This is a genomic window from Luteimonas arsenica, assembly GCF_004352825.1.
Classification (GTDB): Bacteria; Pseudomonadota; Gammaproteobacteria; order Xanthomonadales; family Xanthomonadaceae; genus Luteimonas; species Luteimonas arsenica.
In genome coordinates, this window is sequence record NZ_SJRW01000001.1 from 697821 (window position 1) to 721116 (window position 23296).

General features: G+C 68.2%; 23 protein-coding genes. 16 read left to right on the top strand and 7 right to left on the bottom strand.

From position 1 onward, the window contains the following. Window positions 1–5: 5 nt before the first annotated feature. The 3 genes from E2170_RS03215 to E2170_RS03225 are packed head-to-tail and all read right to left on the bottom strand — an operon-like array spanning window position 6 to window position 1514. Window positions 6–338 carry a DUF3301 domain-containing protein gene (locus tag E2170_RS03215; RefSeq protein ID WP_132999195.1) on the bottom strand — a complete coding sequence of 111 codons (333 nt, stop codon included), beginning with the start codon at window positions 336–338 and terminating at the stop codon, window positions 6–8. Between the two features lie 49 nt (window positions 339–387). Further along, window positions 388–1248 carry a carboxylating nicotinate-nucleotide diphosphorylase gene (gene nadC, locus E2170_RS03220; RefSeq protein ID WP_132999196.1) on the bottom strand — a complete coding sequence of 287 codons (861 nt, stop codon included), beginning with the start codon at window positions 1246–1248 and terminating at the stop codon, window positions 388–390. Further along, window positions 1245–1514, bottom strand: a complete 270-nt coding sequence (locus E2170_RS03225; RefSeq protein WP_132999197.1) for a Trm112 family protein — start codon at window positions 1512–1514, stop codon at window positions 1245–1247. The genes nadC and E2170_RS03225 overlap by 4 nt, the downstream gene beginning before the upstream one ends. 59 nt (window positions 1515–1573) lie before the next feature. On the opposite strand from E2170_RS03225, the gene purE reads away from it, so the two are divergent. After that, window positions 1574–2080: a 5-(carboxyamino)imidazole ribonucleotide mutase gene (gene purE, locus E2170_RS03230; RefSeq protein ID WP_132999198.1), complete on the top strand. Its 507-nt coding sequence runs from the start codon at window positions 1574–1576 to the stop codon at window positions 2078–2080. Continuing rightward, window positions 2077–3219 (top strand): 5-(carboxyamino)imidazole ribonucleotide synthase, encoded by a 1143-nt coding sequence (locus E2170_RS03235; RefSeq protein WP_132999199.1) that lies wholly within the window; start codon window positions 2077–2079, stop codon window positions 3217–3219. Before purE ends, E2170_RS03235 begins: the two co-directional genes overlap by 4 nt. A 96-nt stretch (window positions 3220–3315) precedes the next feature. On the opposite strand, the gene E2170_RS03240 is transcribed toward E2170_RS03235, so the two are convergent. Next, complete coding sequence (locus E2170_RS03240) at window positions 3316–3903, bottom strand: superoxide dismutase (protein ID WP_132999200.1); 588 nt, start codon at window positions 3901–3903, stop codon at window positions 3316–3318. Between the two features lie 72 nt (window positions 3904–3975). Here E2170_RS03240 and grxD point away from each other — a divergent pair, with 72 nt between their 5' ends. The 5 genes from grxD (at window position 3976) to ppnN (ending at window position 10546) form a co-directional block, all read left to right on the top strand. After that, window positions 3976–4302, top strand: coding sequence for a Grx4 family monothiol glutaredoxin (gene grxD / locus E2170_RS03245; RefSeq protein WP_132999201.1), 327 nt, complete (start codon window positions 3976–3978; stop codon window positions 4300–4302). Continuing rightward, entirely contained in the window at window positions 4299–5048 is a 750-nt protein-coding gene (locus E2170_RS03250; protein WP_132999202.1) for an SDR family NAD(P)-dependent oxidoreductase, read from the top strand. Before grxD ends, E2170_RS03250 begins: the two co-directional genes overlap by 4 nt. After that, complete coding sequence (locus E2170_RS03255) at window positions 5045–5644, top strand: YhgN family NAAT transporter (protein ID WP_132999203.1); 600 nt, start codon at window positions 5045–5047, stop codon at window positions 5642–5644. Before E2170_RS03250 ends, E2170_RS03255 begins: the two co-directional genes overlap by 4 nt. A gap of 169 nt (window positions 5645–5813) precedes the next feature. Then, window positions 5814–9029 (top strand): TonB-dependent receptor, encoded by a 3216-nt coding sequence (locus tag E2170_RS03260; RefSeq protein WP_207914906.1) that lies wholly within the window; start codon window positions 5814–5816, stop codon window positions 9027–9029. 125 nt (window positions 9030–9154) lie between these two features. After that, window positions 9155–10546: a nucleotide 5'-monophosphate nucleosidase PpnN gene (gene ppnN, locus E2170_RS03265; RefSeq protein WP_132999204.1), complete on the top strand. Its 1392-nt coding sequence runs from the start codon at window positions 9155–9157 to the stop codon at window positions 10544–10546. A 9-nt stretch (window positions 10547–10555) separates the two neighbouring features. Here ppnN and E2170_RS03270 read toward each other — a convergent pair whose 3' ends face one another. Beyond that, entirely contained in the window at window positions 10556–11611 is a 1056-nt protein-coding gene (locus tag E2170_RS03270; RefSeq protein WP_132999205.1) for a sensor histidine kinase, read from the bottom strand. Window positions 11612–11717: 106 nt separating this feature from the next. Between E2170_RS03270 and E2170_RS03275 the strand changes: the two genes are divergently transcribed. The 6 genes from E2170_RS03275 to E2170_RS14120 are packed head-to-tail and all read left to right on the top strand — an operon-like array spanning window position 11718 to window position 18221. Next, window positions 11718–12275 (top strand): GspH/FimT family pseudopilin, encoded by a 558-nt coding sequence (locus E2170_RS03275; RefSeq protein ID WP_132999206.1) that lies wholly within the window; start codon window positions 11718–11720, stop codon window positions 12273–12275. After that, window positions 12275–12724 (top strand): type IV pilus modification protein PilV, encoded by a 450-nt coding sequence (pilV, locus tag E2170_RS03280; protein ID WP_132999207.1) that lies wholly within the window; start codon window positions 12275–12277, stop codon window positions 12722–12724. Before E2170_RS03275 ends, pilV begins: the two co-directional genes overlap by 1 nt. Then, the gene (locus tag E2170_RS03285) at window positions 12721–13596 is read left to right on the top strand and encodes a PilW family protein (RefSeq protein WP_132999208.1); all 876 of its coding nucleotides are present in this window, start codon (window positions 12721–12723) and stop codon (window positions 13594–13596) included. The genes pilV and E2170_RS03285 overlap by 4 nt, the downstream gene beginning before the upstream one ends. Then, a complete protein-coding gene (locus tag E2170_RS03290; RefSeq protein ID WP_207914907.1) occupies window positions 13593–14165 on the top strand; it encodes a pilus assembly PilX family protein in 573 nt (190 codons plus the stop codon). The genes E2170_RS03285 and E2170_RS03290 overlap by 4 nt, the downstream gene beginning before the upstream one ends. A 3-nt stretch (window positions 14166–14168) precedes the next feature. After that, complete coding sequence (locus E2170_RS03295) at window positions 14169–17783, top strand: PilC/PilY family type IV pilus protein (protein WP_132999209.1); 3615 nt, start codon at window positions 14169–14171, stop codon at window positions 17781–17783. Window positions 17784–17786: 3 nt separating this feature from the next. Further along, the gene (locus E2170_RS14120) at window positions 17787–18221 is read left to right on the top strand and encodes a type IV pilin protein (protein ID WP_279432851.1); all 435 of its coding nucleotides are present in this window, start codon (window positions 17787–17789) and stop codon (window positions 18219–18221) included. A gap of 70 nt (window positions 18222–18291) precedes the next feature. On the opposite strand, the gene E2170_RS03305 is transcribed toward E2170_RS14120, so the two are convergent. Then, window positions 18292–18822: a GspH/FimT family pseudopilin gene (locus E2170_RS03305; RefSeq protein WP_132999210.1), complete on the bottom strand. Its 531-nt coding sequence runs from the start codon at window positions 18820–18822 to the stop codon at window positions 18292–18294. A 107-nt stretch (window positions 18823–18929) separates the two neighbouring features. Further along, the gene (locus tag E2170_RS03310; RefSeq protein WP_132999211.1) at window positions 18930–20618 is read right to left on the bottom strand and encodes an ABC1 kinase family protein; all 1689 of its coding nucleotides are present in this window, start codon (window positions 20616–20618) and stop codon (window positions 18930–18932) included. Between the two features lie 176 nt (window positions 20619–20794). Between E2170_RS03310 and E2170_RS03315 the strand changes: the two genes are divergently transcribed. Genes E2170_RS03315 through E2170_RS03325 form a run of 3 tightly spaced genes read left to right on the top strand, consistent with a single transcriptional unit; the run spans window position 20795 to window position 23272 of the window. Then, on the top strand, window positions 20795–22045 hold the full coding sequence (locus tag E2170_RS03315) for a histidine kinase (RefSeq protein ID WP_243708037.1): 1251 nt from the start codon (window positions 20795–20797) through the stop codon (window positions 22043–22045). Next, a complete protein-coding gene (locus E2170_RS03320; RefSeq protein WP_132999212.1) occupies window positions 22038–22811 on the top strand; it encodes a LytR/AlgR family response regulator transcription factor in 774 nt (257 codons plus the stop codon). The genes E2170_RS03315 and E2170_RS03320 overlap by 8 nt, the downstream gene beginning before the upstream one ends. Before the next feature lie 56 nt (window positions 22812–22867). Beyond that, a complete protein-coding gene (locus E2170_RS03325) occupies window positions 22868–23272 on the top strand; it encodes a hypothetical protein (protein ID WP_132999213.1) in 405 nt (134 codons plus the stop codon). The last annotated feature ends 24 nt before the right edge of the window (window positions 23273–23296 follow it).

Consider the following 23296-nt stretch of genomic DNA (forward strand, 5'->3'; position numbering starts at 1 on the left):
CGCGCTCAGTCCCCGGCCGAGAGCGACGCGGCCACTGCCGGCGCCGGCCCGGTGAACGACACCAGGCGCTCGCCATGGAAGACCATGAGTCCGCGGTGGCGGTCGGCACCGTCGTACGAGTACTCGAAGCGGAAGCTGCGCTCCAGGCCCAGGCGGCCGTCGTCGCGGCGGCGCAGCTTCAGCCCGATGGCGTGAACAGTCTGGTCCAGCAGCTGCACGCCCGCGGCACGGCAGGCGGAGCGGCCGATCACGATGGCGTGTTCGCTCGCGGCGCGTGCCGAGTTCCACCACGCATAGGCGAAGGCGCCGGCAATCATCAGCAGGATCAGGCTGGGCATGGCCGTCAATCTGGGGCCATCCCGGCGCCCGGGCAAGCCCCGCGCGTGCCTAGTTCGACGGCGGCGGGCCGAGCTTCAGCGAAAGGTCGACCGCCTGCACGTGCTTGGTCAGGCCGCCGATCGAGATGCAGTCGACGCCGTCGGCGGCGATCGTGCGCAGCGACGCGAGGTCGACGCCGCCGGACACCTCCAGCGGGATGCGCCCACCGGCGATGCGCACGGCCTCGCGCCGGGTCGCGGCATCGAAGTCGTCGATCAGGATTCGGTCGCAGCCGGCATCCAGCGCGTCGCGCAGCTCGTCCAGGGTCTCGACCTCGACGATCAGCGGCAGGCAAGGCTGCTGCGCGCGCGCCGCGGCGATGGCGGCGGCGATCGAGCCGGCGGCGCGGACGTGGTTTTCCTTCAGCATCACCGCGTCGTACAGGCCCATGCGGTGGTTGTCGCCGCCGCCCACGCGCACGGCGTACTTCTGCGCCTGGCGCAGGCCGGGCAGGGTCTTGCGGGTGTCGAGGATGCGCGCGCGGGTGCCGCGCACGGCTTCGACGTGGGCGGCGGTGAGGGTGGCCGTACCCGACAGGGTCTGCAGGAAGTTCAGCGAGCTGCGCTCGGCGCTGACCAGGGCGCGGGTGCGGCCCTGCAGGGTGGCGAGGACGCTGCCGGCCCGGACGCGATCGCCCTCGGCTACGCGCCAGTCGATGCGCACATCGGGGTCGAGCGCACGGTGGCAGGCGTCGAACCAGGGTCGGCCGCAGATCACCGAATCCTCCTTGCACAGCAGGTAGGCGGATTCCGGGGCGTCGGGGAGCAGGGCGGCGGTGACGTCGCCGGTCCCCAGGTCTTCGGCCAGCGCGCGTTCGACGTCGGCGGCGACGGCGTCCGCGGGCGGCGGGGCGACGACCGCGGCGCTCATGCGCCCGGGAAGCCGTCGGCCTGCGCGGTGGCGATGGCCTCCTCGGCCAGCAGCACCGGGATGCCGTCGTCGACGCGGTAGACGGTGCGGCGGTCGCGGGTGACCAGGGCCTCGCGCAGCGGCTCGGCCTGGGCCGCGTCGTCGCCGCGCTTCACGCCACCTGCGGCGATGGCCCGGTTCAGCGCCTCCAGCCCGGCGGGCTCCAGCAGGGCCAGGGGCTGGCGGCTGGCGGGGCAGACGAGGATGTCGAGCAGCTTGCGGTCCATGGCGGGGTACGGTCGGCGCGTGGGATCGCTAGAATACGTCTTTGCCACAGGGGACGGCCATGACCGCCACCACCAGCCCGCCGCTCGTCGGCGTCGTGATGGGTTCGCGATCCGACTGGGACACGATGCAGCACGCGGTGCAGAAGCTCGAGGAGCTCGGCGTGCCGCACGAAGTGCGCGTGGTCTCCGCGCACCGCACGCCCGACGTCCTGTTCGAATACGCCGCCACCGCGCGCGAGCGCGGCCTGAAGGCGATCATCGCCGGTGCCGGCGGCGCCGCCCACCTGCCGGGCATGCTGGCGTCGAAGACGCCGCTGCCGGTGCTGGGCGTGCCGGTGCAGTCGAAGGCGCTCAACGGCCTGGACTCGCTGCTGTCGATCGTGCAGATGCCGGCTGGCATCCCGGTCGCCACCTTCGCCATCGGCAACGCCGGTGCCGCCAACGCCGCGCTGTTCGCCGCCGCGCAGATTGCCGCCGCGGGCGATGCGAAGGTCGCCGCGGCGCTCGACGCCTTCCGCAAGCGCCAGACCGACGAGGTCGCCGGCAACGACGACCCGCGCCAATGACCACCGTCGGCATCCTCGGCGGCGGCCAGCTGGCGCGCATGATGGCCCTGGCCGGCGCGCCGCTGGGCCTGCGCTTCTCGGTGATGGACACCAGCGCCGAGGCCTGCGCCGGGCAGTTCGCGCCGCTGGTGGTGGGCGACTACCGCGACGACGCCGCACTCGCGCAGTTCGCCGCCGGCATCGACATCGCCACCTTCGACTTCGAGAACGTGCCCGCCGAGTCCGCGCAGTGGCTGAGCGAGCGGGTGCCGATGTTCCCCAATCCGCGCGCGCTGGGCACCAGCCAGGACCGGTTGGCCGAGAAGACCCTGTTCGGCAAGCTCGGCATCCCGGTGCCGGGCTATGCGCCGGTCGACACGCGCGCCGACCTGGACGCCGCGGTCGCGAAGCTGGGGGTGCCCTGCATCCTGAAGACGCGGCGCCTCGGCTACGACGGCAAGGGCCAGTTCCGGATCCGCGCCGCGGCTGACGCGGGCGCGGCCTGGGAGGCGCTGGGCGCGCAGGCGGAGATCGGCGGCCTGATCCTCGAGGCCTTCGTGCCCTTCGAGCGCGAGCTCAGCGTGGTCGCCGTGCGCGGCCGCGACGGCGAGTTCCGCACCTGGCCGCTGACCGAGAACTGGCACGTCGACGGCGTGCTCTCGGCGAGCCTTGCGCCCGCACGCGTCGATCCGGCACTCGAGGCGCGTGCGGTCGCCCACGCGCGCGCGCTGGCCGAGGCCCTGGACTACGTCGGCGTGTTCGCGCTCGAGCTGTTCTGCCGCGACGGCGAACTGCTGGCCAACGAACTGGCACCGCGCGTGCACAACTCCGGCCACTGGACGATCGAGGGTGCCGAAACCTCGCAGTTCGGCAACCACCTGCGCGCCGTGCTCGGCCTGCCGCTGGGCAGCACCCGCGCCCTGGGCCAGGCCTGCATGCTCAACTGGATCGGCGAGATGCCGGCCGCCGCCCCGGTGCTGGCCGAGGCTGGCGGCCACTGGCACGACTACGGCAAGACCCCGCGCGAAGGCCGCAAGGTCGGGCATGCCACGCTGCGGGCGGATACGCCGGAGGAACTGGCAGAGGCGCTGGAGCGCGTGGGTGCCGCGCTTGGTCGCGAATCGCAGGTTGCGCCGGTCGTGGCGCGGCTGCAGGAATAGTCTTTCGCAAGCTTCGCCCCCATCGGCCCTTCGGGCACCTTCCCCCACAGGCGGGGAAGTGCCCGCGCAGCGGGGGATGGGGGCGAAGCTTGCCGATCACTTCATGTTCGAAGCGACGAAGTTCCAGTCCACCACGTTCCATATCGCCTCGATGTACCGCCCCCGCGCCTCGCGGTAGTCCAGCACGTAGGCGTGCTCCCACAGACTCAGTCCGAACAGCGGGCGATCCTCGCCGGTGATGGGCGAGGCCGTGTTGGCCGTCACCGCCAGGGTCACCGAGCCGTCCGGCCGCTGCAGCAGCCAGATCCAGCCCGAGCCCTGCAGCGCGGTGGCCGTCTCGGCGAAGCGCTGGCGGAAGCGCGCGAAGTCGCCGAAGCGGCGCGCGATCGCCTCGGCCAGCGCGCCCTGCGGCTCGCCACCGCCGCCGGCCGCGGCCGGCTTCAGGCCGCGCCACTGGAACGCCAGGTTCCAGACCTGCGCCGCGTGCGCCTGCAGCGCGCCCTGCGTCCCGCGCACGATCTCCTCGAGGCTGGCCGAGCCCATCCCGGCAGCCGGCGCCAGCGCGTTGACCGCGTCGACGTGGGCGCGGTGGTGGCGGCCGTGGTGGAGGTCTAGGGTGTCGCCCGAAACATGCGGTTCGAGAGCGGTGCGGTCCCAGGGCAGGGCGGCGAGTTCGATGGCCATGGACGCTACAATACCGCGATCCCCATCACGCGCAGCGCGGCCATCCGCCCGCCGCGCCACGCCGGAGCCGACATGGCCATCATCGAACGCATCCAGGCCGAAATTTCCGGCCATCCCATCGTCCTCTTCATGAAGGGCACGCCGCAGTTCCCGATGTGCGGCTTCTCCAGCCGCACCGTGGGCGCGCTGCGCGAGGCCGGTGCCGACATGGCGACCCTGCACAGCGTCAACGTGCTCGAAGACCCCGAGGTCCGCGCCAACCTGCCGCGCGTGTCGAACTGGCCGACCTTCCCGCAGCTCTTCATCAACGGCGAACTGATCGGCGGCTGCGACATTACCCTCGAGCTGTTCGAGTCTGGCGAGCTCGCGCGCATGATCGCGGAGACACAGGCCGCGTGAGCACGCCCGCGGCCGCCACGGGCGCGCCGGCCGCACTGGCTGGTCGCGTGGTCCTGGTGACCGGGGCCCACGGCGGCCTCGGCGCGGCCGCCGCGCAGGCCTGCGCGCGGGCGGGTGCGACCGTGGTCCTGCTCGGCCGCAAGGTGCCGAAGCTCAACCGCGTCTATGACGCGATCGCGAAGGATCCGGCCGGGCTGCCGGAGCCGGTCAACTATCCCTTCGATCTCGCCGGAGCGGACTTCGCGGACCACGCGGAGCTGGCGCAACGCATCGGCGCACAGCTCGGCCGCCTCGACGGCCTGCTGCACTGCGCCGCAGACTTCGCCGGGCTGACGCCGCTGGAGCATACCGATCCCGGTGACTTCGCCCGCGCCCTGCACGTGGACCTGACCGCGCGCTGGTGGCTGACCCAGGCCTGCCTGCCGCTGCTGCGCCAGGCGCCTGACGCTGCCGTGGTGTTCGTGCTGGACGACGATCTCCCGGCCGCCTACCGCGGCGCCTACGGCATCGCCCAGCACGGCCAGCACGCCCTGCTCGACACCCTGCACGCCGAGCATGGCAGCGGCCCGGTCCGCTTCCACGGCCTGCGTCCGGGCCCGATGCGTACCCCGCTGCGCGCGCGCGCCCATGTTTCGGAGGACGACCGCCGCGCCCGCGACCCGGCCGCCGCGGCCGCCGCCTGTGTCACATTGCTGTCGCCTGCCGGTGCGCCGCACCGAGGCGAGGCCTGGGCGCCGGCGCCATGACCATCGTTTCCGCGGCCCTGTTGCTGTTCCTGATTCTGGACCCGCTGGGCAATGTCCCGGTGTTCCTCAGCATCCTCCGCCACCTGCCTCCGAAGCGGCAGCGGATCGTGCTGGCGCGCGAGCTCCTGATCGCCCTGGCGGTGCTGATGCTGTTCCTCTGGGCCGGCAAGTACGCCCTGGAGGTCATGCACCTGCGGCAGGAATCGGTGTCGATCGCCGGCGGCATCATCCTGTTCCTGATCGGCTTGCGGATGATTTTTCCGCCGCCAGAGGGGCTTCTTGGCGAGATTCCGGGCGGCGAACCCTTCATTGTTCCATTGGCGGTGCCATTGGTGGCCGGTCCCTCGGGCATGGCCGCGGTGATGCTGATGGGCAGCCGGGAGCCCGAGCGGCTCTGGGAATGGAGCCTGGCCCTGGGCGTGGCCTGGGGTGCGACCGCTGCGATCCTGTTCTGCGCCCCCTGGCTGTACCGCCTGCTGGGCGCCCGCGCCCTGACTGCCGTCGAGCGCCTCATGGGCATGCTGCTGGTGGCCATTTCGGTGCAGATGCTGCTGGATGGGCTGGCCGGCTACCTGGGGTCGCTCCCGGCGGCGTGAAATCGTCATCCGGCTGTAATATGCCCCGGGTACCGTGTTAATCTGTTGTTAACCGCTGCCGCTCCGGCGGTCGCGGCGTGTGTGGGGATACCCCGAATTCAAATGCAGTGCCCACATGGACGTCCGGGCGCGCGTTTCATCTTTTGCCACTCCATAGAGCCCAGAAGCCATGACCCGTCGCAACGCCTTCCGTGTGTCGAAACTTTCGCTCGGCCTGATCGCCGCGCTTGCCGCCGCACCCGTCTTCGCCCAGAGCGCCACCTCCGCTGGCGTTGGTGGTGTCGTCCTCGGAAGTGACGGCCAGCCGGTCACCAACGCCGAAGTCACCATCACCCACGTCGATTCGGGCACGACCAGCCGCGTGACCACCGATGCCAGCGGCCGCTACAGTGCCCGCGGCCTGCGCGTGGGTGGTCCGTACGAGATCACCATCACCAAGGCCGGCGCCGGCACCAAGACCGAAGACAACGTCTTCCTCGGTCTGAACCAGGTCAACACGGTCAACGCCCAGCTGACCGGCGACGTCACCACGCTTGCCACCGTGACCGCGGTTGGCGTCGCGGGTGGCTCGGAGATCTTCAGTGCCAACAAGATGGGCACCGGCACCAACCTGACCAACGACACGATCGAGGCGCTGCCCTCGGCGTCGCGCAACATCCAGGACTACATCCGCCTCGACCCGCGCATCTCGCAGGTCAGCAAGGCCGACGGTTCGATCTCGGCCGGTGGCCAGAACTCGCGTTTCAACGTGATCCGCATCGACGGCGTCAGCAATTCCGACCCGTTCGGCCTCGAGGCCAACAACATGCCGACCGAGCGCCAGCCGGTCTCCATGGACGCGATCGAGGAAATCCAGATCGACCTGGCCAACTACGACACCACCATCTCCGGCGGCACCGGCGCGGTGGTCAACGCGGTGACCAAGTCGGGTACCAACGAATTCCATGGCAGCGCCTACTATTCGCTGCGCGACGGTGACTGGGTGCGCGAGAACCTTCGCGGCATCGAGTTCAACGGCTTCGACAAGGAAGAGACCTACGGCTTCACCTTCGGTGGCCCGATCATCAAGGACCGCCTGTTCTTCTTCGCCAACTACGAGCAGTTCAAGCGCGACCGCCCGGGCACCAGCCTGTCGGGTACCCCGTACGGCGATGGCGACATCACCGATACCGACATCCAGCGCGTGATCGCGGCGGCCAACAGCCATGGCTTCGACCCGGGCAGCTTCAACCCGCCGAGCATCGCCGAGACCGACATCGAGGAATACGCGGTCAAGCTCGACTGGAACATCAACGACAACCACCGCGCCGCGCTGCGCTACAGCAAGACCGAAGAGATCGTGCCCAAGCTGGTCGGCTTCGGTGGCAGCAGCATCTCGCTGTCGAGCTACTGGTACAACCAGAACAAGACCTTCGAGAGTACCGTCGCCGAGCTGTTCAGCGACTGGAGCGACAATTTCTCGACCGAGTTCAAGGTCTCGCAGCGCGACTATTCGTCGATCGCCCAGACCTACGCGGACCTGCCGACGATCTTCATCAACAACGTCGGCGCGGGCCAGGACAGCATCAACATCGGCACCGAGCGCAACCGCCACGTCAACGTCGTCGATACCAAGCAGACCACGGTCTTCGGTGCGGGCACCTTCTATGCCGGTGACCACACCCTGAAGTTCGGCTTCGACTACGAGGACAACGACATCCTCAATTTCTACGGCCGCGACCTCAACGGCGTGTGGACCTTCGACAGCCTCGAGGACTTCGAAGCCGGCAACGCGCTGCGCTACGACCTGCGTGCCCCGCGCGCGGGCGGCAGCCGCTCGGACATTCCGGCCGCGTACAACTTCGAGAACCTCGGCCTGTTCGTGCAGGACACCTGGGCGGTCAACTACAACCTGACCCTGATGTTCGGCCTGCGCGTCGACATGCCCGAGTTCGGCAACTCGCCGATCTACAACCCGCGCATCGAGGAGATCTACGGCCTCGACAACAGCGTCACCCTGGACAAGGAGCTGTGGCAGCCGCGCTTCGGCTTCAACTACACCTTCGACAGCGAGCGTCCGACCCAGGTGCGCGGCGGCATCGGCCTGTTCCAGGGCGGCAACCCGAACGTGTGGCTGGCCGGTCCGTTCCAGAACACCGGTCTGAACTTCGCCACCTACAGCCTGACCGGCGACAACGTGCCGGACTTCGATCCGACCGTGCCTCCGGCCGTTCCGGGCGGCGGTGGCGCCAGCGCCCCGCGCATCACCGCCGACATCATGGAGCCGGGCCTGGCCCTGCCGTCGATCTGGAAGGCGAACATCGCGTTCGACCACGAGCTGCCGTGGTACGGCGTCGTGGCTTCGGCCGAACTGCTGCTGACCAAGAACAAGAACGCGCTGTGGTTCGATCGCATCGACATCGGCGACGCGACCCGCTACGGCCAGGACGGCCGCGCCATGTACTGGAACGACGCCGGCTACAACCCGGACAACATCTCGGGCTTTGGCATCACCCACGGCCGCAACAACGCCAGCAACCGCGCCAACAAGCACGCCGAGGTCGACCAGGCCATCGTGATCCGCAACACCGACAAGGGTTCGGCCCGCCAGCTGACCCTGGCGCTGTCCAAGCCGGTCGTCGACCAGTGGGGCTGGACCGTGGGCTACACCTACACCGACGCCACCGAGTTCAGCCCGGCGACTAGCTCGCAGAACTCGTCGAACTGGAACAACACCATGGTGTTCAACTCCAACGACCCGGTGGCCTACAACAGCCGTTACGCCATCAAGGACCGCTTCACCGCGGCCCTGACCTGGCAGAAGGCGCTCTTCGGCGACAACATGACCACCGCCGGCCTGTTCTATGAAGGCCGCTCGGGGCGTCCGTTCAGCTACATCTACTACAACGACTTCAACGGTGACAGCGCCGGCACGAACGACCTGTTCTACGTGCCCGCCGGCCCTGGTGACGTCGAGTGGGTGGGCGGCGCCGCCATGGAGCAGCAGTTCTTCGATTGGATGGACGCCAACGCTCCCGAGCTGCGTCGCTACCAGGGCCAGGTGGCCCCGGCCAACGCCTTCCGCGCCGGCTGGACCAACAGCTTCGACGTCCGCGTGAGCCAGGAAATCCCGATGTTCTTCGATGGCCACAAGGCTGAGGTCGCCCTGGACATCATGAATATCGGCAACCTGATCAACAAGGACTGGGGCCTGATCGACGACTACGGTTTCTACGCCACCCGCCGCGTGGCCAACTACGCGGGCATCAACCCGGAGACCGGCAAGTACGTCTACAACTTCAGCGGTTCGACCGACAACTCCGGCATCCAGGAGAACAACGGCGACGGCATCAACACCGCCGTCTCCCGCTGGTCGGTCATGCTGAGCCTGAAGTACAAGTTCTGATCGGTACCACCTGAGTGCATCAAGGAACGGCCGGGGCATCGCCCCGGCCGTTTCCGTTTGCGGGCCGCGTTGCGCTAGAGTCGCTGGCCGAAAAGACGATGACGACAGAGAAGAAGAGAAGCCCGATGACCGACGCCGCCCGGCCCGACGCCACCACCCTGCCCACCGTGGACGCCCGCATCTACCCGCGCGGCGGCCTCGACATCCTCTCGCGCGAGGAAGTGGCCCGCCTCAAGGACGCCTCCTCCGGCGGCCTGCACGATCTGCTGCGCCGCTGCGCGCTGGCGGTACTGACCAGCGGCAGCGCCAACGACGACCCGCGCGCCGCGCAGGAGATGTACCCCGACTTCGACATCCAGGTGATGCAGCAGGACCGCGGCCTGCGCATCGAACTGAAGAAGGCCCCGGCGATGGCCTTCGTCGACGGCGAGATCATCCGCGGCGTGGCCGAACTGCTGTTCGCCACCGTGCGCGACCTGGCCTACATGGCCATCGAACTGGGCCCCGAATACGCCGCCGACCTCGAGTCGTCCGCCGGCATCACCGACGCCGTCTTCGGCCTGCTGCGCAACGCGCGCCTGCTACAGCCGGCGGAGCCCAACCTGGTGGTCTGCTGGGGCGGCCACTCCATCAACCGCGTCGAGTACGAATACACCAAGCTGGTGGGCTACGAGCTGGGCCTGCGCGGCCTGGACATCTGCACCGGCTGCGGCCCGGGCGCGATGAAGGGCCCGATGAAGGGCGCCAACATCGCCCACGCCAAGCAGCGCAAGCGCCGCCCGCGCTACATCGGCATCACTGAGCCGGGCATCATCGCCGCCGAATCGCCGAACCCGATCGTCAACCAGCTGGTGATCATGCCGGACATCGAGAAGCGCCTGGAGGCCTTCGTCCGCGTCGGCCACGGCATCATCGTGTTCCCCGGCGGCGTCGGCACCGCCGAGGAGATCCTGTACCTGCTCGGCCTGCTGCTGCGCGAAGAGAACGCCCACCTGCCGTTCCCGCTGATCCTGACCGGCCCGGTGGCCTCGGCCCCGTACTTCGAGCAGATCGACCGCTTCATCCGCCTGACCCTGGGCGACGATGCCGCCGGCCGCTACGAGATCATCATCGGCGACCCGCAGGCCGTCGCCCGCCGCATGACCGCCGGCGTGAAACGCGTGCGCGAGGCCCGGATCCAGAACAAGGACTCGTTCTACTTCAACTGGGGCCTGGACATCCCGCTGCCGTTCCAGCAGCCCTTCGTGCCCACGCACGAGGCCATGGCCGGCCTGGACCTGCACCACGGCCGCAAGCCGCACGAGCTGGCCGCGGACCTGCGCCGGGCGTTCTCGGGGATCGTGGCCGGCAACGTGAAGGAAGACGGGATGCGGCGGGTGGAGAAGTTCGGCCCGTTCCAGATCCACGGCGCCGAGGACATGATGCGGGCGCTGGACGACCTGCTGCGGGCGTTCGTGGAGCAGCGGCGGATGAAGATTGCCGGGGAATACCGGCCCTGCTACGAAGTGGTGACCTGAGCCGGCTGATCAGCCGGCCTGAGGCCTGCGGATCCGCAGGCTGGCGATGAACTCGCCGGGTGCGCTCGAGGTGTCGAGCGTGCCCGCGTCGCCGGGCATGGCCTCCAGCCGCGCCCGGACCGCCGCGAGCCCGATCCCGTGGCCCTGCGCTGACGGGCGCCCATTCCCGGGCATCGGGTTGCGCACCGTCACGACCACGGCGTCCCCGTCGGTGACCACATCGATGGTGATGGTTCCGCCGAGCCCGGCGGGCTCGATGCCATGCCGGATCGCGTTCTCGACCAGCGGCTGCACCGACAGCGAGGGCAGCAGGGTGGTGGCGAGTTCCGTCGGTGTGGCGGACACCTGCCAGTGCGTCTCCAGGCGGGGCCCGAAGCGCAGCGACTCGATCTCCAGGTAGCGCCGGGCCAGCGAGAGTTCCTCGTCCAGCGTCACTTCCGCCGGACCCGACAGCGCCGCCCTGAACAGGTCTGACAGGTCCAGCAGCAGCTGCTCGGCCTCTTCCGGCCGGCCGTGGAGCAGGGCGACGCCGGTATTGAGCGTGTTGAAGAGGAAGTGTGGCCGGATCCTCGCCTGCAGCGCCTCGAGCTCCGCCTGCTTGGCGCGCACCGCCATCTGCCGGATGTGCCAGTGCCCGCGGAAAGCGGCCAGCGCCAGCAGCCCCACGGTCAGCGACATGGCCGTGAGCCTGAGCGCGAGGATGGGCCAGCCCCCCGGGGGTACGGGCCAGAGATCGTGCAGGAACAGCCAGGCCAGCCCGCTCACCAGCCAGGTGCTGAGGAGCAGCGCACCCAGGGCGACGCGCGCCACTTGCACCGGACTGGCGCGGGCCAGGCGCCTGCGTCCCAGGAACAGCAGGCCCATGGCCATCAGCGCGATCCACTGGATCGCGAAAGAGGCCATGCCGAAGTAGGCCAACCGGTCGCCTTCCACGCCCGGCGCCAGTGCGAGGACGACTGCCAGGGCCTCGCCGGCCAGGACGATGCGGATGACCGTCCCCGCTTGCCACAGCGTGTCCAGCGGGCGGAGGGCAGGCGCGTGCGCGGCGGGGCGGGGCGGTTCCATGGCGCGAGTTTAGCCACCCGGGACCCGGATAGTGCCGCTCGTCCACCCGGCGCTGGAGCCGGGCGCGCGGGCCGACTAGCGTGTGGCTTCCAGAGTGGGGGGTGGTATGTCGAACACCAGAACAATGCTCGCCGGCTGCGAGGGGCGGCCATGGGCCGCGCAGCCTGGCTTCACGCTGATCGAGCTGATGGTCACGCTGGCCGTGGTCGGCATCCTGGCCGCAGTCGCGGCACCGGCGCTTACCGGGATGATTGCCGGCAACCGGCTGGCCGGCGCCTCCGGCGAGATGGCGGCCTCACTGCAGCTTGCGCGCTCGGAAGCCATCCGCCGCAATGCCCGGGTCACCATCTGCGCCAGCGAAGACGGCGAAGAGTGCGCGTCCAGCACCGACTGGAGCAGCTGGATCGTCACGGGCCCGGACAACGCCGCGGCGGCAGGCACGCCTGACGAAGTCATTGTCGCCCGTCTCGCGGAAGGAAGCGTGCAGGTCACCGGGCCACAGAACGGCATCGTGTTCCGACCCTCCGGGCTGATCGACGCCGCCGCCAACGTGACCCTCTGCGCGCCCACCTCGGCGCTGGAGGAAAACCAGCGCGATATCACCGTGATGATCAGCGGGAACATCACGACCACCAGAAGTGCGGGAGGAGCGGAATGCGACTGATGAACAGCCGCCGCAACATGCGGGGCGTAAGCCTGATCGAGGTCCTGGTGTCGGTGGTGATCGTCGCCATCGGCCTGCTGGGCATCGCGGCGATGCAGTCGATGGCGCTTCGCGGCGGGCAGAGCTCGCTGGAAAGCAGTCAGGCCATGATGCAGACGCAGTCGATCCTGGAGTCGATGCGGGCCAATCGCGCGAACGCGGGGGCGTATGCCACCGGAGGCATGCTGTGCGATCCCGGCGAGGCGTCCGCCGCCAATGCCCTGGCCGAGGAAGATCTGGCGAGCTGGATCGAGTCGCTGAAAGGCACGATGGGTGTCGAGGACGATGAGAGCACCTGCGGCCAGATCGCCGTCGACGCAGCCGGAACCTGGACGGTGACCGTGCAGTGGGACGATGGCCGCGCCGGCGGCGGCGGGGAACGCCAGGTGGTGACGGAGACGCGCATATGAGCAGGAAAAGCCATCCGCGGTCCGGTTCCGGTCCCGCGTTCCCGCGCCATTCGACGGGCCTGAGCCTGATCGAACTGATGATCTCGATGGTGCTGGCCCTGGTGGTCATGGGCGCGGCCTTCGCGATCTTCATGTCCAACCAGAGCACCTTCCGCACGAGCGAAGGCCTCAGCCGCATCCAGGAGAACGCGCGAGTGGCGTTCGAGCTGATGGCGCGCGACATCCGCGCTGCCGGTGGCTCGGCGTGTTCGAACGCGTCGATGATCGAGAACACCGGCACGACCTCGCTGCAGTTCAGGGGTTCGCCGGTGGCCGGCGACGCGAGCACCCTCACCGTGCGCTCCGGTGATGACACCGCCTATCGCATCGTCGATTCCACGTCGACCTCGGTGGAACTGGATTCAGACCAGATCGCCGATGCCACCGAGGCCTTCAGCGAGGGCGACTTCCTGCTGCTGTGCAACGCGCGCAAGACCTTCGTCGTCGAGGCCACCGGGGTTTCTGCGAATACGGTGGACTTCGACGAACTGCCGGGCAGCTACGATCCTGCGAACGATGAATTCGCACCGCCGACCGCCGTGGTCCTGGCTCGCTACCGGGACGTGAGCTGGTTCGTGCAGGGGAACCCGCGTGGCGGCAATTCGCTGTATGTGTCGCGGATGGGCGGGGCCGCGGAGGAAGTGGCCGAAGGCGTCGAGGATCTGGATTTCGAGTACCTGGATGCCATGAGCGGCAACTACCAGGCATCGCCAACGGGCATCGACGTCATCGCCGTACGCATTTCAATGACCTTGACCGGTGACGACATCGATGGTGATCCCCTGAGCAGAACATCATCGCATGTGGTCAGCATGAGGAGCCGGACGCTATGAACCTTCGTATCACGCATAGCCTGCGGGGCATGCAAGGGCAGCGCGGCGTTTCGCTGGTGATCGTGCTGGTGCTGCTGGTGGCGACTTCGCTGCTGGGCATCGCGGTGCTGCGCAGCTCGGCGATGCAGGAGCGCATGAGCGCGAACATGCGCGACCGTGGAATCGCCTTCCAGGCGGCCGAGGCAGCACTTCGCTACGCGCAGGAAGGCGTGCTGGGTGCCGTGCCCGCCGACCCCGAGGATGCCTGGGACATCCGCGAACCCCTCGCGAGCGATTGCGTGGTCGGCCTGAGCGTCTGCCCGGCAGGCTCGGATCCGGTATGGAGTTCGGTCCCAGAGGCCGACTTCGATTTTCGGAGGGCCGGCCTGGCGGCTGCGCCCGAGTACTGGATCGAATACCTGGGCATGGGCCCGGCGGTGCCTGGCGGTTGCGAGGACACCGGTCCGGCGAGGGAACTGAACTGCCAGAACCCGATCTATCGCGTCACCGCGCGCAGCCGCGCGGAAGGGCGGGCGGACGTGGTGCTGCAGGCGAACATCATCAGCCGAATTCCGGTTTCGGGGAGCTGAGTCATGGAGAAGCACGTGGAATCCAGACGAACGAGTGGCTACAAGCGCCAGCATTCCCAGCGACAGTGGTGGGTGGCTCCGGCCGCCTGTTTCCTGGCCCTGCTGTCATCGCAGGCGAGCGCCAATTTCCCGATTCCGAACGAGCCATTGACGACCGCCAGCCGGGTGGCGCCGAACGTCCTTTTCATCCTAGACGACTCGGGATCGATGGCATTCGACTACATGCCGGACAACGCCAATTTCAATGATTGGCGGTTCCGTTCCTACTCGCACAATTCCGTCTATTACAATCCAGCGAACACCTACCGGCCCTGGACCAAGGCCGATGGCGACCTGATGGATCCCGCGAGCTATACGTCGGTCTCCACGCATGCCGACCTGCTGACTGGCTCCACCAATCTGTCCAGCAGTGATCAGGAGTTCTATGTTCCGATCACGCCCGGCACGGTGACGACCAGTCAGAGCGATTATTATCGCTACAGAATCCTCACCAATGGTGAGGTCGATCGGGCCGTGTACGGACGGGTGCAGGGAAGCAGTTCACAGGCGGTGGCCGGCTATCCCATCAGCGGTCTTGCTGCCAACACAAACAGTTGGCTGCGATACAGCTTCCCGGTGCCGTCTGGGGCCACCCGGCTGACGATCTCGATTTCCGGCGGCTCCGGTGATGCAGACCTGTACGTGAGAAGGAACAACGCGCCTTCGGGCAGTAATTACGCTTGCAGGCCCTATAACGGCGGGAACAACGAGACCTGCACCTTCAACAGCGATCTATCGGGGACGTACCACATCGGCATCAACGCCTATGCGGCCTTCTCGAATGTCACTCTTTCCGTGACGTACGAGGGAAGCAACCGCTGTGGTACGGGGACCGGGACCAATGACTGGATCGATTGCGAGTTCGTGACGCCCACCGGAAGGACCGAAGCGGAGGAGCGGCAGAACTTCGCCAACTGGTACCACTACCACCGGACACGTATGAAGGCCGCCAAGGCTGGCTCCAGCGCCGCGTTCGCAGGCCTGGATGGCAGCGCCGTCCGGGTGGGCTACCAGACCATCCACAACCGCAGCAACTTCCTCATTCCGGTGGGTGACGGAAACGACGGGCGCTTCGTGGACACACCGGGTGGAGACGGAGTTGCGGCCACAAACAGTCGAACGACATGGTATTCGCGTCTGTTTGCGGCCACCTCGAGGGACGGCACACCGTTGCGCCGCGCGCTGGACCAGGCTGGCAAGTATTTCGAGCGGACCGATGCGGAGGGTCCTTACGGTCCCTTGTCCGGCGCTGACCAGTTGGCTTACGCGTGCCGGCAGAACTTCTCCATCCTGACCACAGACGGCTTCTGGAACGACCTCAATGCCGGTGTCATGAGTACCAATGCGCTGCCCGGGTATTCCTTCACGGCACCCGGCAACTCGGACAACACGGATGGAACCGCGATCACCGGTCCGAGGAACCAGTCGTACACCTATGAGAGAGCGAGGCCTTACCGCGACAGTCAGACCGACACCCTGGCGGACGTCGCAATGCGCTATTGGAAGCGCGACCTCCGCCCTGACATGAGCAATGTCGTTCCGTCTTCGGCCGCCAATCCGGCATTCTGGCAGCACATGGTGACCTTCGGCATTTCGATCGGTGCCAGGGGTGAACTCAATCCGGCTACGGACCTGCCCAGACTGACTTCGGGCGCCATTTCTTGGCCGAGTATCGCTCCGAATAACGATAGCGGTTCTGCTGCAGTTGCCGGGAGAATCGATGATCTCTGGCACGCAGCCGTGAACAGTCGTGGACAGTTCTACCAGGCGAACAATCCTGACGAATTCGTGGAAGGCCTCAGGAACGCTCTTGCGGCGATCACGCAGCGGACGAGTTCATACTCCAACGTCGCGACCAACTCGGTTTCGCTGGATGCCGGCACCAAGGTGTTCAACGCCAGCTATGTCTCGGGCATCTGGACAGGTTCGATCACGGCCCGCTCGGTCTCCGCGGCCGGCGTTTCTGCCGAGAGTCTCTGGACATCCTCGGTGCCGTCCTTCGCGACACGACGGAACCGGGTCTTCACGTTCACCGGTGCAGCGGGTGCCAGCTTCCCCACCACGGGACAGACCACCTTGCTGGCCAGGACCGGCGGGGCGGCGAACTATCCTGTCAGTGGCGCCAACAACGCCAACTACATCAAGGGCGACACCAGCCTCGAGGAGCGCCTTGGAACGGGTTCCCTGAGAAACAGGACATCGCTGCTCGGAGACATCGTCGGTTCTTCCCCCGCTTATCTCAAGAACGACAACGGCGAGTTCGTGTTCGTGGGTGCGAACGACGGCATGCTGCATGCGTTCGACGCCAGCGATGGCCGCGAGGTCTTTGCCTATGTGCCGGGTCTCATAGACATTTCCAGGCTGGCAGACATCAGCCGCCCTGATTACGCGCACAGGTTCTTCGTCGACGGCCCCGTCGTGGTCAGCCCGGATAGCCTGACCCCGGACAGCAATATTCTCGTGGGTTCGCTCGGCAAGGGCGGCAAGGGCTTGTTCGCCCTCGACGTCACCAGCGCCGGTGAATTCGGTGCCGGCAACGTGAAGTGGGAGCGTGCGGAAACGCCCGGGAACCACATGGGACTGGTGATGGGCAAACCGATCCTGGGCCGTCTGCAGGGAGGCACCAATGCGGTGATCGTTGCCAATGGCGTCAACAGCCAGAGCAACCGGGCCGCCCTGGTCGTCCTCAACCTTGATACCGGTGCGGTTATCGGGGAGATCGATACGGGAGCAGGTTCCGCCGACGCTCCCAACGGCCTGTCGGCGCCGACCGCGGTGTTCGGTTACGACGGCCGGACGATCGCGTATGTCTACGCCGGCGACATGCTTGGCAATGTGTGGAAGTTCGACCTGAGTGCACAGAATGCAGGCTCGTGGAGCGTGACGCGACTCTTTACCGCCGTTGATGCGGAGGAGACTCCGCAGCCCATCACGGGCGGGCTGGCGCTGTCGATCAATCCGCGCACCTTCGAACGTTGGGTCTTCTTCGGTACCGGGCGGTTCCTCACCGCGTGGGACGCCGATCCCGAGAACGCCACGCCCCAGAGCATGTACGGGTTTGTCGAGCCTTCCGATGCCGCATGGACCCGCGACGATCTCGTGGGGCGAGAGATCGTGGCGGTTGGTGAGCAGGGGGGGATGGAAGTCCGTGGATTCCAGGAATACGAGGCCGTACCGGCGGACAAGCAGGGCTGGTATATCGATCTGCCGGGAACGGCGGAGCGGATCATCCAGGATGCTCAGGTCGCTTCCGGTTACCTCGTGACCGCCAGCATGATGCCCACCGGTGATGTCTGTGAAGCCGATGGCACCGGCTACATCAACGCTCTCGACGCGTTCACGGGCACGAGCGGCGGAACTTCCTATTTCGACCTGGATGGCGACGGCAACACGGGTGACGAAACCATTGGCGGTGTGCCGATCGGCTCCATCAACCCCGGTATTGGCATGCCCACGCTTCCCAACCTGCTTCGCGGCCGTTTGGTCACGGGCGGCTCGGGTGGTGGCGAAGTGGCGTCGACCCCGACGATCAGGCCTCGTTGGGACCGTGTATCGTGGCGCGAGATCAGGGGGGAGTGATTCGTGGAGTCCACTATCAATAGCAAGCAGCACCACGCTGGCCGTCGCGCCTCCGGCTTCAGCCTCATCGAGGTGATGGTGGTGGTGGCGATCATCGGCATCATCGCCACGATCGCCCTGCCCAGTTACAACGAGCACGTCCGCAAGACGCGGCGGGCCGCCGGCGGGGCATGCGCGATGGCGGTGGCACAGCAGATGGAACGCTTCTACACGGCGAACCTCACCTATGACGGCGCGGAAGACAACCTCGCCGCCTATACCGCGACCTGCCAGGACAGCGCGCTGGACTTCTACACCATGGACATCGAAGCGGACGGCCGCGAGTACACGATCAGTGCGGCCCCGACAGGCAGCCATTCGGAAGACGCCTGCGGCACCCTGAGCGTCAACCAGACGGGTGCCAGGGCCGCCAGCGGCGAGGGCACGAGTTGCTGGTAAGTCGGCAACGGATATCCCGACAAGTACAGGAAGGCCCGCGGCAAGCCGCGGGCCTTCCTGTTTCCGGGTCCTACGAAGGGCAGGATGTGCCGCCCGGCCCGCGCTCGCTGCGCGGCCGCCCAGCATTGTTGACGACCACCGCCGCCAGACGCTGGCCATCGCGGTCGCAGATGTTGATCGTGAGGTTGCTGCCCGCGCTGCGGCCGTCGGGCATGTAGCGCAGGTAGCTGCGCCCGGCCGAGCTGAGGATGCGCAGGTGCCGGCTCCGCGGCTGGGGATCGAACTGCAGGACGTCGGAGGCCTGGGCGGGGCGGCGGGTGTTGTCCCCGTCCACGAACATCATCCAGCCCTGGCTCCAGTCGCTGCCGCGCAGACAGGTCTGGCCATCGGTGCTGGGGCACAGCACGGTGGGGCGACGGTGCTTGACCGCCGCCAGCCGGGCATAGCTCATGTGGCTGACGAGGGCTGCGACGGCGGATGCCGCCCGCTGCCGTTCAAGCAGAGCCGCGAAGGCCGGCAGCGCGACGGCCAGCAGGATCGAGAGGATCGAAACCGAGGTCATGACCTCGACAAGGGTGAAGCCGGTTGCCTTCCGTGTCATGACGCCTCCTGGCCCGGCGTCCGTGCCGGGCAGGTACAGCGTCGGGCAAGGGGCCTGTCGTGCGGATCAGGCGGCCGGCGTTCCGGGAGTCGGGAAAACTCGCGTCCTCACGCCCTCGGACTCCGCTCCTCCCTCACCTTCGGCCGCCGGTCACTGAGCAACACGCTCACCACGATCCCCAGCCCCAGCGCCGACGCCAGCAGGAACATCACCATCGCCACCGCCGGGTAGCCGAACAGCTTGGGCCCGGCCACGTCACCGCGCATCAGCATCGCGCTGGCCAGGATCAGCGCGGCCACGATCACGCCGGCGGCCACGCGGTTGGCGATCTTCTGCAGGTTCTCCGTCAGCCGCGATTCCTGGATGCCAGCCACGCGCACCTGCAGCTTGTTCTCCGACGCCAGCGACAGGATGGTGGACAGCTTGCGCGGTGCTTCCTGCAACAGGGCCTGCAGTTCCATGGCATCGCCGGCCAAGCGCGCGGGCGAGAAGGCCTGGCGCACGCGCTGGCGCATCAGGGTCTGGAGGTGGCTCTCCACGGCCTGGCGAACGTCCAGGTCGGGATCCAGGGCGTCGCAAACGCCTTCGAGGTTGAGCAGGGTCTTGCCCAGGGCGTTCATTTCCGGCGGCGTGCGCAGGCCGCAGGCCACGCCCAGGCGGGCGAGTTCCATCATCAGACGGCCTTCGGACAGGGCCTGCGAGCTGCCCTGGGCGGCGTAGCGGGCGATCATGTAGCCGACTTCGCGCACGTAGCGGACTTCGTCGAAGTCCTCCAGCCGGATCGACATGGCGATGGATTCGGCGGCGACGTCCTCGCCGCGGCCGTCGATGGCGGAGAACAGCAGCTTCAGCAGGTGCTCGCGCTGCCGCGGCGGCACGTGTGCGACCATGCCGAGGTCGAAGATCGCCAGGCGGCCATCGTCGGTCACCAGCAGGTTGCCGGGGTGCGGGTCGGCGTGGATCTCGCCGTGTACGAAGACCTGGTCGAGGTAGCCGCGCATCAGCGCGGCGGCGAGCGGCTGGTAGTCGTTTTCGGTGCGGCGCAGGCCGCCCAGGGCGGTGGCCTTGGTGCCGCGCACGAGCTCCATCGTGAGCACGCGGCGCGAGGTGAAGTCGCGGAACGGGGCGGGCAGCACCAGTTCGGGATACGCGGCCAGGCGTTCGGCGAAACGCTCCAGGTTGTCGGCTTCGGTGCGGTAGTCGAGTTCGGCCAGCAGTGACTTGCGGAATTCGTGCACCCAGTCGGAGAAGCGCAGGCGGCGGCCGATGCCGGTGTGGGTGTCGACGCGGTCGGCGATGCCGGCCAGGGTGTCGAGGTCGGCGCGGATCACGGCGTCGACGCCGGGGCGCTGCACCTTGACCGCGACTTCGCGGCCGTCGTTGAGCACGGCGCGGTGCACCTGGGCGATGGAGGCGGTGCCCAGGGGGACCTCGTCGAATTCGCGGAACAGCTTGCCCACGCGCACGCCGAGTTCGGATTCGATGATCGCGCGCACTTCGTCGACCGGCACCGGGGCCACGTCGTCCTGCATGCGCTCCAGGGCGGCGAGGTAGGCGGGCGGCACCATGTCCGGGCGCGTCGAGAGCGACTGGCCGAGCTTGATGAAGGTCGGGCCCAGGGCTTCGAGGTCGCGGACGAAGGCTTCGGGGCCGGTGTCGTCGCCCTCGGCTTCGGTGGCCTCGACGGGGTCCTCCCCGGTCTCGAGGTCGGGGCCGGCAAAGACGCCGGCCCCGCGGTGCTTCAGGATGAACTTCAGTACCTGGGCGCTGCGCGCCATGCTGCTGTTTGCGGCCATGGGCCCTCCTTTGCGCCAATGTAGCCGGAGCGGCGTCAAGGCGGTGGCGTGGCCGGTGGCTCGTACCCGCCGACGGGCGCTTTGTCGCCGGATCGGGGGTTCCGTCGCAAGGCCCGCGAAGCTGGCGCGGCGGCTGGGTATGCTCCGCCGCAATCCCATCCGCAAGCGGCCCTCCCGTGATCAAGAGCTTCTTCTTCGTCCTCCGCCTCGCCGTCGCCTGGTTCCTGGCGGTGGTGCTGGTGGCCATCATGTGGTCCGAGCTGCCGCTGCTGGGGCGCGTGGACTGGCCGGTCGTGTTGCTGGGCATGGTGACGATGGCGCTGGTGGTCGCGGGTGCGCTGTCGCACCTGGGGCGGGTCCGGTTGATCGCGGGTCACATCGACAAGTCGGTGTTGTCCAACCGCCAGCGGCGGCAGGTGGAGATCCCGCTGGAGGCCGGCGAGGCCTTCGACCTGGTCGAGGCCGCCGTGCGCGAGCTGCCGCGGGTCGAGCAGGTCGAGGCAGCGCGCGACAGCCTGCAGCTGCGCGCCAAGGTTGGTCGGCCGCAGACCTATGGCGGGCATCCGCTGGGCCGCTGGAACCCGCTGCTGTGGTTCGGTATCCCGCGGAACCAGATCCAGGCGACGGTCACGCCCGGCCACGACAGCGGCAGCGTCACCCTGATCTGCGAGTCCGAGTCGCCGGCCTGGAGCGACTGGTTCCTGGTTGACGACGGAACCAACTACGAGAACGCCGAGGCGATCACCCGCGCCATCAGCCGCCGCGTCGCCGAGCACCGCCGCGGCGAGAAGGCCGCCGCCGTGCAGACCGCCACCGAGAAGGAACTCGCGGTCGCGAAGCTGGGCCTGCTGCACGCCCAGGTCGAGCCGCACTTCCTCTACAACACGCTGGCCAGCGCCCAGCTGCTGGCGCGCAGCGATCCGCCGCGCGCCGACGAGATGCTCGGCCACCTGATCCAGTACCTGCGCCACTCGCTGCCGAGCACCGGCGACGAACTCTCGACGCTGGGGGAGGAGCTGGAACGCGCCGTGGCCTACCTGGAGATCCTGAAGATCCGCATGGGCCCGCGTCTGGACGTGCAGGTGGACGTGCCGGAAAACCTGCGCGCCACGCCCTTGCCGCCGATGATGCTGCAGACCCTGGTCGAGAACGCGATCAAGCACGGCCTGGAGCCGCGCACCGCCGGCGGCACGGTGTGGATCCGCGCCCGCGCCAGCGAAGGCACGGTGGCGGTGACGGTGGCCGACGACGGCGACGGTTTCAGCGCCAAGACCAGCGGCACCGGCATCGGCCTGAAGAACGTGCGCGAGCGCCTGCGCCTGGTGTTCGGCGGCGAGGCCGCGCTGGCGGTCGTCGCCAATTTCCCGGCGGGCGTGGCGGCGACGATCACCCTGCCCGCCAGCGAGGGAGTCCGCAGCCATGTCTGACATCGCCTGGACCTGCGTCGTCGCCGAGGACGAGGCGCTGCTGCGGCGCTCGCTGCTCGACCAGCTGCAGCGCGCCTGGCCGGCCCTGCGCGTGGTGGCGGAGTGCGAGGACGGTGCGAGCGCGCTGGAGGCGATCGCCGGACACCGGCCCGAGGTCGCCTTCCTCGACATCCGCATGCCGGGCCTGAACGGCCTGGAAGTGGCGGCCGCGGCGGCCGAGGCGAGCCCGGGCACGCGCATCGTCTTCGTCACCGCCTATGACCAGTACGCGGTGGATGCCTTCGAGCGCGGCGCGATCGACTACCTGCTGAAACCCATCTCGCCCGAGCGCCTGGACGCCACCGTGCAGCGCCTGCAGGCGCGTGGCGGCAGCGACGCGGTCGCGCTGACGAAGCTGCTGGAGCGCATCGGCCCGCCGCCCCCGCGCGCGGACGCGCCGCCGCCGCTGACCTGGCTCACCGCCAGCGCCGGCCGCGAGACGCGCCTGGTGCTGGTGGAGGACGTGGCCTATTTCCGCGCCGACAACAAGTACACGACGGTGGTCACGGAGGGGGGCGAGGCGCTGCTGCGCACGCCGATCCGCGAGCTGCTGGGCGTGCTGGATCCGACGATCTTCAAGCAGATCCACCGCTCGACGATCGTCAACCTCAAGGCCATCGCCGGCATCACGCGCGACGAGAGCGGGCGCGGAACGGTCCGCTTGAAGTCGCGGCCGGAGACGCTGGCGGTCAGCCAGACCTTCATGCCGCTGTTCCGTCACATGTAGCGGCCGCGGGCCGTCCAGTACTGCATTGCTGCACCGCCACCCCTGCGAGGTGACCCGTGAACAAGCTCATTGTCCTGTGCTATTTCGTGCTTTCGCTGTTCGGCTGCGAGGTGGGCGGCACGACCTTCGTGCACCGCACCAGCGTGGATGGCACTGATGCGCTCTACAGCAAGGCGCATGTGCAGGCCGGCGTGGCCCGGTTCGAATGCCTGCGCAGTGAAAGCGGGCAGTGTTACTACACGGTCTATCCGCAGGGCTGCGCGCCTGCGGTGGCGGGGACCGACGTCGCCGCGGCGGGACAGGCTGGCGCGTGCCCCGCGGAGCCGGTCCGGCGCTTCATCGTCGCCAGCGGCGACAGCCGGCAGATCACCGGCCTGCGGGATTTCAGCCTGTGCGTGAGCGCTGATGGTGGCGTGCGCGGGCCGGACTGCGAGGTTGCCGAACCGGTAGCCGCGCGCTGAGGCGTGTCCAGCAAAAAGGGCTTG